The 9,459-nt window shown below is 34.9% G+C and carries 11 protein-coding genes; 7 read left to right on the top strand and 4 right to left on the bottom strand.

All coding sequences use genetic code 11. The features are described 5' to 3' along the window. The first annotated feature begins 97 nt into the window (after positions 1–97). The 6 genes from pepF to WKT09_RS11745 all read left to right on the top strand — a co-directional run bounded on the left by pepF (position 98) and on the right by WKT09_RS11745 (position 6,575). The gene (gene pepF, locus WKT09_RS11770) at positions 98–1,909 is read left to right on the top strand and encodes an oligoendopeptidase F (RefSeq protein ID WP_340416205.1); all 1,812 of its coding nucleotides are present in this window, start codon (positions 98–100) and stop codon (positions 1,907–1,909) included. Between the two features lie 297 nt (positions 1,910–2,206). Further along, positions 2,207–3,949, top strand: a complete 1,743-nt coding sequence (locus WKT09_RS11765) for a carbon starvation CstA family protein (RefSeq protein WP_340416204.1) — start codon at positions 2,207–2,209, stop codon at positions 3,947–3,949. Positions 3,950–3,996: 47 nt separating this feature from the next. After that, positions 3,997–4,254 carry a cory-CC-star protein gene (locus WKT09_RS11760; RefSeq protein ID WP_340416203.1) on the top strand — a complete coding sequence of 86 codons (258 nt, stop codon included), beginning with the start codon at positions 3,997–3,999 and terminating at the stop codon, positions 4,252–4,254. Positions 4,255–4,267: 13 nt separating this feature from the next. Beyond that, entirely contained in the window at positions 4,268–5,188 is a 921-nt protein-coding gene (locus tag WKT09_RS11755; RefSeq protein WP_340416202.1) for an ArsA family ATPase, read from the top strand. Between the two features lie 15 nt (positions 5,189–5,203). After that, the gene (locus tag WKT09_RS11750) at positions 5,204–6,184 is read left to right on the top strand and encodes a zinc-binding dehydrogenase (RefSeq protein WP_340416201.1); all 981 of its coding nucleotides are present in this window, start codon (positions 5,204–5,206) and stop codon (positions 6,182–6,184) included. A gap of 154 nt (positions 6,185–6,338) precedes the next feature. Further along, positions 6,339–6,575 carry a hypothetical protein gene (locus tag WKT09_RS11745; RefSeq protein WP_340416200.1) on the top strand — a complete coding sequence of 79 codons (237 nt, stop codon included), beginning with the start codon at positions 6,339–6,341 and terminating at the stop codon, positions 6,573–6,575. Here the strand turns inward: WKT09_RS11745 and spoVAE are convergent. From spoVAE to WKT09_RS11725, 4 genes are read right to left on the bottom strand one after another with little or no spacing between them, the layout of a single operon-like run. Continuing rightward, entirely contained in the window at positions 6,559–6,909 is a 351-nt protein-coding gene (spoVAE, locus tag WKT09_RS11740; protein WP_340416199.1) for a stage V sporulation protein AE, read from the bottom strand. The two genes, WKT09_RS11745 and spoVAE, sit on opposite strands and share 17 nt — an antisense overlap. Positions 6,910–6,913: 4 nt before the next feature. Beyond that, a complete protein-coding gene (spoVAD, locus tag WKT09_RS11735; protein WP_340416198.1) occupies positions 6,914–7,918 on the bottom strand; it encodes a stage V sporulation protein AD in 1,005 nt (334 codons plus the stop codon). 10 nt (positions 7,919–7,928) lie between these two features. Continuing rightward, entirely contained in the window at positions 7,929–8,393 is a 465-nt protein-coding gene (gene spoVAC / locus WKT09_RS11730) for a stage V sporulation protein AC (RefSeq protein ID WP_340416197.1), read from the bottom strand. Between the two features lie 15 nt (positions 8,394–8,408). Continuing rightward, a complete protein-coding gene (locus WKT09_RS11725; protein ID WP_340416196.1) occupies positions 8,409–8,876 on the bottom strand; it encodes a YhcN/YlaJ family sporulation lipoprotein in 468 nt (155 codons plus the stop codon). Between the two features lie 140 nt (positions 8,877–9,016). Between WKT09_RS11725 and WKT09_RS11720 the strand changes: the two genes are divergently transcribed. Then, entirely contained in the window at positions 9,017–9,421 is a 405-nt protein-coding gene (locus WKT09_RS11720; protein WP_340416195.1) for a YwpF family protein, read from the top strand. Positions 9,422–9,459 lie beyond the last annotated feature (38 nt).

Raw genomic sequence — 9,459 nt, 5'->3', positions numbered from 1 at the left:
GGCCCTCGACGGGGATTATGAACTTTTACTAGGTTTCATGTATAATAAAAAACATATAGAGCATTCTTTGTGACGTTTATAATAGGAGGAATTGATGATGGCTGAAATGACGAAAGAATTACCGAAAAGGGAAGATGTTCCTGTTGAATTAACATGGGATTTAACTTCTATTTTTGCTACAGATGAACAGTGGGAAGAGGAATTTCAAGCACTTCAAGAAGAAATACCCAAAGTAACTGCATTTCAAGGTAAATTAGGGAATTCTGCAAATACCTTGTATGAATTATTTACATTACAGGATAATTTATCCGCACGTTTCGGAAAATTATATGCATATTCTAGGATGCGTTATGACGAGGATACGACAAATGCAACGTACCAGGCGATGAATCAACGTGCAGAAATGTTAATGACAAATTACTCCAGTTCAATGAGTTATGTAGTGCCGGAAATTATTACAATTGATAGCGAAAAAATTGCTCAGTTTTTAGAAGAGAATGAAGGACTACGTTTATATAAAAAAGTATTAGATGAAATGGAACGACAAAAAGAACATGTATTAAGTGAAAAAGAGGAAATGTTATTATCAGAGGCATCTGAAGCATTATCTACCCCATCACAAACATTTGGCATGTTGAACAATGCTGATTTAACATTTCCATTAATTAAAGACGATAAAGGAGAAGAAGTTGAGCTAACACATGGACGTTATGTTAACTTTTTAAAATCAGACAATCGCCAAGTTCGTCAAGATGCTTTTAAAGCGATGTATGATACATTCGGGTCCTTTAAAAATACATTTGCTACAACTTTAAGTGGAAATATTAAAACAGATAATTTTTATGCGAAAGTACGGAAGTATGACTCAGCAAGGCAATCGGCTTTAGATAGCAACAATATTCCTGAAAAAGTGTATGATCAATTACTTGAAGCAATTCATGAAAAACTTCCATTATTACATCGATATACAGAATTACGTAAAGAAGCTTTAGATTTAGATGAAGTTCATATGTACGATATTTACACACCGCTTGTGAAAGGGGTTAAAATGAATTTTACCTATGAACAAGCACAAGACATCGTTTTAAAGAGTTTAGCACCGTTAGGCGAAGAGTATGTTGCTATTGTTCAGGAAGCATTCGATCATCGTTGGATTGATGTGGTAGAAAATAAAGGAAAACGAAGTGGAGCCTATTCATCTGGTTCATACGATACAAATCCATTTATTTTATTAAATTGGCAAAATAAACTAGATGATATTTACACATTGATACATGAGTTAGGTCACTCCGTCCATAGTTATTATACGAGAAAAAATCAACCGTACCGTTATGGAAACTATTCGATTTTTGTAGCAGAAGTAGCATCGACGTGTAATGAAGTATTGCTAACAGAATACTTATTAGATCATTTAGAAGATGAGAAAGAAAAGTTATTTGTGTTGAATCATTTCTTAGAAGGATTCCGTGCAACCGTGTTCCGTCAAACGATGTTTGCAGAATTTGAGCATGATATTCATGTACGTGATCAAAACGGAGAACCTTTAACAGCTCAATCGTTAACAGAAATTTACTATGAATTAAATAAAAAATATTTCGGGCCAAATATTATGATTGATGAAGAAATTGGATTGGAATGGGCACGTATTCCTCATTTTTATTACAATTATTACGTATATCAATATGCAACGGGTTTTGCTGCTGCAACATCGTTAGCAAATCAAATACTAACAGAAAAAGAAACAGCAGTAGAACGATATATCAATTATTTAAAGGCTGGAAGTAGTGACTTTCCGATTGAAGTACTCAAAAAAGCAGGTGTCGATATGACGGAAAAAGCACCCGTTTTATCTGCATTAGCGGTATTTGAAGAAAAGTTAAATCAATTTGAATCATTATTAAAAGCTTAAAATAAAGTTAAAATTTGTTTCCCTTAAGATAAACAGATTCTATGGACAAATCTGTTTTTCTTAGGGGATTTTTTATCTCAAAAGAACTAGTCATCGTTTTGGAAGATGATCGATGATTGCTAATTATTATACTAGTTGACCCCTACATAAAAGTATAAACAGTGTCATATGATATGGGTATAGTTGCATAACGAAAAAAATATGCTAATATAGTTGTTACAAATGTGTGAATAATCAAAAAATAGAAAGGAGTGTACAATAGGATAAATAAGAAAAATTAAATAGGAGGGAATTAGTTTGAATGCAATTCTTGTAGCAATCATTGGAATGGTCGTCTTAGCCTTAGGGTATCGCTATTATTCAAAGTATATTGCAGAGAAAATCTTTAGACTAGACCCGAATTATAAAACACCAGCACATCAATTTAATGATGGCGTAGACTTTGTGCCGACAAATAAATTCGTTTTATGGGGACATCATTTTACGTCTGTAGCAGGAGCGGCGCCTATTTTAGGACCAGCGATTGCAGTATATTGGGGATGGTTACCTGCATTACTTTGGGTATTGTTAGGAACTGTTTTTGCCGCAGGGGTCCATGATTTTGGAACATTGGTATTATCTGTTCGAAATAAAGGACAGTCTGTTGGAACCATTGCTGACAAATTAATTGGACAACGTGCAAAGATTTTATTTCTATTTATTATTCTTATTTTAGTATTGATGGTAAATGCCGTATTTGCTTGGGTAATTTCTAATTTATTTATTACATATCCATCTAGCGTTTTACCTGTATTTATTCAAATTCCATTGGCAGTATGGATTGGATATGCCGTGTATAAACGTCAGAAGAAAATGTTAGTACCTTCTCTAATTGCATTAGTTATTATGTATGTAGCGGCAATTTTAGCGAGTAAATATCAATTTTTACAAATTGACCTTGTCCGTTATATGGGAGGAGAAGAAGGGACTGGTTTATTCGGTCTATCAACAGTTGGAACCGCATTTTTTATATGGATTATGATTTTAATGATTTATGTGTATATTGCATCAACTTTACCAGTATGGAAATTATTACAGCCAAGAGATTTTATTAATTCACACCAACTAGTCGTCGGTTTAGGAATTTTATATTTAGGTTTATTATTTACGAATCCGACCATTTCTGCACCGGTCACAAATTCGGTAGATGACAAACAATGGTTTCCACTTTTATTTATTACCATTGCATGTGGTGCCATATCAGGGTTCCACGGTCTAGTGTCATCTGGTACTTCTTCTAAACAATTAGATAAAGAAACGGATGCTAGAATGGTAGGTTATTTAGGTGCTGTAGGGGAAGGGATTTTAGCACTTATTTCTATTTTAGCTGTAGCAACATTATTTTCTAGTAAGGAAGAGTTCTTAGGGACGTATAGTAGTTTTGCTGAAGCGAATGGAACTGGTTTAGGAAATTTCGTATTAGGAGCTGCAAATTTAGCTGAAGGATTAATGATTCCAACTGAAATTGCGACGACCATTGTGTCGATTATTGTCGTAAGTTTTGCAGCAACGACATTAGATTCATCTGTACGTTTAATGCGTTATATTATTGCGGAACTTGGAATGGAGTACAATATTCCAGCCTTAGAGAAAAAACATGTTGCAACGACTGTAGCCGTTGTTTCTAGTGCAGCACTTGTGTTATTACCTGAAGGTCCAAATGGATTTGGATCAGGGGGGTATGTTTTATGGCCACTATTTGGAACGGCGAACCAATTATTAGCTGCGATTAGTTTATTGCTAGTAGCAGTTTGGTTACAACGATTAGGACGTAATTATGTTCCGGTACTTGTACCGATGTTTTTCGTTTTAGGTACAACTTTAATTGCGATGTTTCAACAAGTCGTGTATGAATGGTCTTGGATAGGCTCAGATCAAAATAATTTATTATTTGTTTTCGGAGCGATTATTTTTGTTTTTGCTATTTGGATTTCTTTAACGGCATTTTCTGCTTTACGAAAAAATGATGGTACATCTATTGATCAAGATAAAATAGGATAAAGAGACTGCTTTTACAGTCTCTTTTTTCCATGAATAGGGTGAAAAAAATGTTGGATAAATTAAAAAAGCTTATTCAGTATTATGAGGAAGTTATCAGTTTACCACATAAAGGGGAAATTGCGAGAGAATTAAGAGATGAGGATGATATTTTTTTCTTACTTCTATATTCAGAAATGATTGGCATTCCGAATCCGGTTTATTATTATACATTAGAATTATATCCGTATATGTTAGAAGAATTTCATGATTGGCATTTACGAATGGGGATGGACCACTCACCATTATCAGGCTTTCGTTGTTGTTAAAGGGGGGAATAAGATGGTAGATAAAAAAATCGTATTTATTGGCGGGAAAGGTGGTGTAGGAAAATCTACAACATCCGCGGCATTGGCTTGGAAGATGGCAAAAGAACAAAAGAAAACATTACTCGTATCGACAGATCCTGCCCATAATACCGGGCATATTTTTCATAAAAAAATAGGTCCGAAAAAAACAAAAATAAATGATTATTTATATGCGATAGAAATTGACCCTGCATATGAAACGAAAAAATATATTGAAACTGTGAAAGGAAATATAAAGGGGGTCGTTAAGCCGACGATGATGGAAGAAGTGCATCGACAACTGGATACGGCACAAGCATCACCGGGAGCGGATGAAGCTGCCTTGTTTGATCGTCTCATATCCATTATGATAGAAGAGAGTGAGGCATTCGATAAAGTTATTTTTGATACAGCTCCGACTGGACATACGATTCGTTTATTGTCTTTACCTGAAATAATGGGAATATGGATTCAAGGTTTATTAGAAAAACGTCATAAAACGAGAGAAAATTATACTCGATTATTACATGATGGGGAACCGATAGATGATCCAATATTTGATGTATTACAAGAAAGACAAGCTAAGTTTAAACGAGCGCGTGAAATCATGTTGAATGGGGATGAAACAGCATTTATGTTTGTACTCAATCCAGAAAAATTATCGATTGTAGAAACAGATAATGCGATTCAATTATTAAAAAAATATGATTTAGTTGTATCCACATTAATTGTTAATCGAGTACTTCCCGATGTGGAAGATGGAACGTTCTTTCAGCAAAGAAAAAAACATGAACGACAATATCTACAACAAATTGAAGAGATGTTTACACGTGAGAAATTAATGTATGTACCATTTTTTTCACACGATATGAATGATTCAACACATTTAGAACAATTTGCATCTTATTTACAATAAGGAAAGGTGATAAATATGAAAGCATTAGTATTACAAAACGGACAATTACATGTACGAGAAATAGAAACACCGGTACTTGGACCAGATGATGTCTCTGTTCAATTAAAAGTTGCAGGATTAAATAGACGTGATTTATATATTCCGAGTCGAGTCGGAAATGAAGATACACCGTTAATTTTAGGATCGGATGGTGCAGGAATTGTCGATGCGGTAGGAGAAAACGTGACAAACTGGAAGCCTGGAGATGAAGTAATCATTAATCCAGCATTACGGTGGGATAAAAATAGTGATGCACCACCAGTAGGTTTTGATATTTTAGGAATGCCTGATCACGGAACGATAGCCGAAAAAATTGTCATTGACAAAAAACAGTTACAACATAAACCAGCATATTTATCATGGGAGGAAGCGGGCGTATTAGCTTTAGCGGCTTTAACTGGTTACAGAGCGCTCGTCACAAAAGGACAAGTAAAAGAAGGCGAAACCGTATTTATTCCTGGTGCAGGTAGCGGTGTAGCAACTTATATCATTCAATTTGCAAAAGCGCTCGGTGCGAAAGTAATTGTCACTTCTAGAAGTGCACGGAAGCGTGACGCGGCATTAGAAATTGGCGCAGACATTGCGATAGATACGAATGATGATTGGGTAGGAGCACTTCAAAATGAATCAATAGACCTTGTAATCGATAGTGTTGGAAGGGCGACATTTAACCGATCTTTAGATGTATTGCGTCATGGTGGAAGAATGGTTGTTTTCGGTGCAACGACAGAAGATATCGTTAACATTGATATTCGAAAATTTTTCTATGCACAGCAACAAATAATAGGATCGACAATGGGTTCGAGGGAAGAACTAGAGGAATTATTAACTCTGATGGAAGAAAAGAAAATTCGTCCGGTTGTTGGTCATACATATGAACTAGATCATGTAAAAGAGGCGATGGAACTATTAGAAATGAATGATCAATTTGGGAAAATTGCGATTGCAATAAGTTAATGTTAACAAAAAATGTATGTAAAGGTTTTGGAAGGTTACGATACAAAAAATATTAAAACGAAAGTGAATGAGAAAAAGGAATTTCAGTAAATTCATTTTTACTGGAATTCCTTTTTGTGCATTTGAAATCCCTCTAGGTAAGGAAAGAAGGTAGTTGCAAGAATACGGCCTGAAGTTGCAAGAATATGTGCCAAAGTTGCAAGAATACGGCCCGAAGTTGCAAGAATACGGCCCGAAGTTGCAAGAATATAACCTAAAGTTGCAAGAATGCGTGTGTGGATGTGGTGCATCAAGGAGATCGTTCAGTGTCCCTTTTAGGCTATGGTCGGTCACAACATCTTTCAGCCACAGTATATGTATGAACGTGAAAGCTTTTATTGTTTTGGTTTAAAGAATATCGCGGCAAAGACACCGAATATGATTGCTGCAGATATACCTGCACTCGTTACTTCGAATATTCCCGTAATAACGCCGATAATTCCGTGTTTTTCTGCCTCTAAAAGAGCACCATGTACGAGTGAGTTTCCAAAGCTTGTAATCGGAACAGTAGCACCAGCTCCAGCAAAATCAATTAAAGGTTCATACAATCCAAAACCATCTAGTAGTGCACCGACAATGACAAGTGTCGTTAATGTATGGGCAGGAGTTAATTTGCCAACATCCATCATTAATTGACCGATCACACATATAAGTCCACCGACGATAAATGCCCAAAAGAATAACATATCTTCACTTCCTTTCGATAGAAACGGCATGTGCAATAGATGGGATGGTTCGCTTTTGTTGGACTGTTAATGGGGAATGAAGGGCACCAGTCGCAACGAATAATAATTTATTTATTTTATTTACCTTCATTTGTTCTAAAAAATACCCATATGTTACGACAGAAGAACAAGCAGCACCACTACCACCAGCTTGCATGTTTTGTTCTTTTTTATATAAAAAATCACCACAGTCAATAAATTGATTCGATTGAAATGTAATATGATGTTTTTTTAATAAATCTTCTGTTAAAGCACGTCCAACTGCTCCTAAATCACCAGTTACAATCTTATCGTAATAATTTGCATCAATTTGACGGTCTTGTAAGTGTTGACGAATGGTATCTACGGCTGCTGGAGCCATGGCAGCTCCCATATTAAATGGATCAGTCATTTCATAATCCATTACTTTCCCAATAGTTGCCGAGGTGATTGCCAATCCTTGCTTTTCCTTTCCTAAAAGAATTGTTCCTGCACCGGTAACCGTTCGTTGTGCAGTAGGTGGAATTTGACCACCATATTCATTTGGAAAGCGAAATTGTCTTTCGGTTGCAGCATAATGGCTTGCCGTACCTGTTAATATGTAATTGGCTCCATTTTGCTCTAACATCATAGCTGCTAAAGCTAATCCTTCCGTAGATGTTGCACAAGCACTATATAAACCGAAATAAGGAATATTAAGCTTTTTGGCAGCGAATGTAGTTGGTGTAATTTGATTGATTAAATCGCCACTAATGAAAAATTGAATATCTTTTTTCTTCACAGGCGACTTTTTAATTGTATAATCAATTGCTTTCGTTAATAATACTTCTTGTGCACGTTCATATGAATCTTCATCGACGAACATATCTTCGAACGATTCATCAAAGTGTCCATTTAAATTGCTTATTGCTTCTTCTTTTCCTACGACAACCCCACTGCTTACAATGACTGGGTAGGAAGAAAAAGTCCACGTACTTTTCCCGGTTATCATATCATTCACCTCAAATAATGCCTATCATTTGTAATATGGTTTTAAACAATGCGATTAAAAAAGCTGAAAAAACTCCGTAAACGATAACAGGACCTGCTAATTTCAACATATTTGATCCAACACCTAAAATAAATCCTTCTGGTCGATGCTCAATAGCGGAGGAAATAACGGCATTTGCAAATCCTGTAACAGGTACCGCAGTTCCTGCTCCAGCGAATTGAGCGATTTTTTCATAAAGACCAAATCCTGTTAGAAACATCGTAATGATAATGAGGGTTGCAACCGTAGGATTTCCAACCGTTTTTTCTGTAAAGTCAAAATAATGTATATAAAAAGTTGCTATACATTGCCCGATGAAACAAATAAATCCGCCAATTAAAAACGCTTTGCAACAGTTGAGGAAAATCGGACGTTTCGGTTCATGTTCTTTCGTCTTTTTTTCATATGCTTCATATTTAGATTGTTTATTCGACATACTTCTTCCTCCAAATTATGTTTGTTCTTTTGAAAGTTTTTTTAATTCTTCGATTCGTTTGCCGAGCTGTTCATTTGTTATATTGTTGTTTTCAATTTGTTCTTCTAACTTTTTCAATTCAATGACGAGCTTTTCATCAGAAACAACTGTGACATTAAAGTTTTTATATTTGTTGTTAATTTTTTTACGAACATCTTTTTCGATATCCTTTAAATTAAACCGTTGAAAATTATCTACTTCAATTGCGATGAATAACTCATCCTTATAATTAACTGCGCGAACACGTGACAATGCTTCTTCTTTGCTTAAAAATTGTTTCGCGTCCATTGCAGGTTGTTGATCTGTCATTCCTTTAGATGATAATTTCATTAATGATAATGGGTCACTACGTGTCGGTTCTAAATTAGTTGGTTGTTTATCGTTCATACAGCCAGAAAGAGTAATAAACAATAAAGATAGCGATAAAACAAATATTTTTTTCATTTCATATACACCTTTTCTCCTTTTGTTTGTATGTTTATATTGTTCGAATGGCTGAATTTTATGCGATAATTTTAAAAAATGGATTGAATATTGACAAGTGACTATAATTGACATACTTTAGTAAGAAGGAGGAATCGTTGATGAAAACATTTAAATTAAAAGATTTAGAAATAGTGGCAAATGAAGAAGATGGTATTGCCCAAAAGAAAATAAAAATTCATGATGGATTAGTTATTAATCGAGAAGATGAAATTGGTTGGCTTGTCGAAGCTTTTGTAGATCGTTCTTATAAACCTTATTTCGAAGCGATTAAACATATTGAAGAGATTATGATTCAAGCAAAAATAACACGTGTAGATAATGATCCTGCATTTTTCATTACTGAAATCATTAGTATTAATGACATCGGTGAAGATAAATTAAATGTCTTGTTCCAAGGGAAAGTAGTCGATAATAAAAGCCGGATTGAAGAAATGCTACGAGAGATTTTAAACCAAGGATATCAAGGAGAATCTTTATTGAAAAAGTTTAAGGAAATGATATAAAATAAAGGAATATTATAAAGAAAAGTAAGGTGCAAAAG

It is taken from the genome of Pseudogracilibacillus sp. ICA-222130 (assembly GCF_037892545.1).
Classification (GTDB): Bacteria; Bacillota; Bacilli; order Bacillales; family Amphibacillaceae; genus Pseudogracilibacillus.
This window is presented reverse-complemented; position numbering and strand designations above follow the sequence as displayed.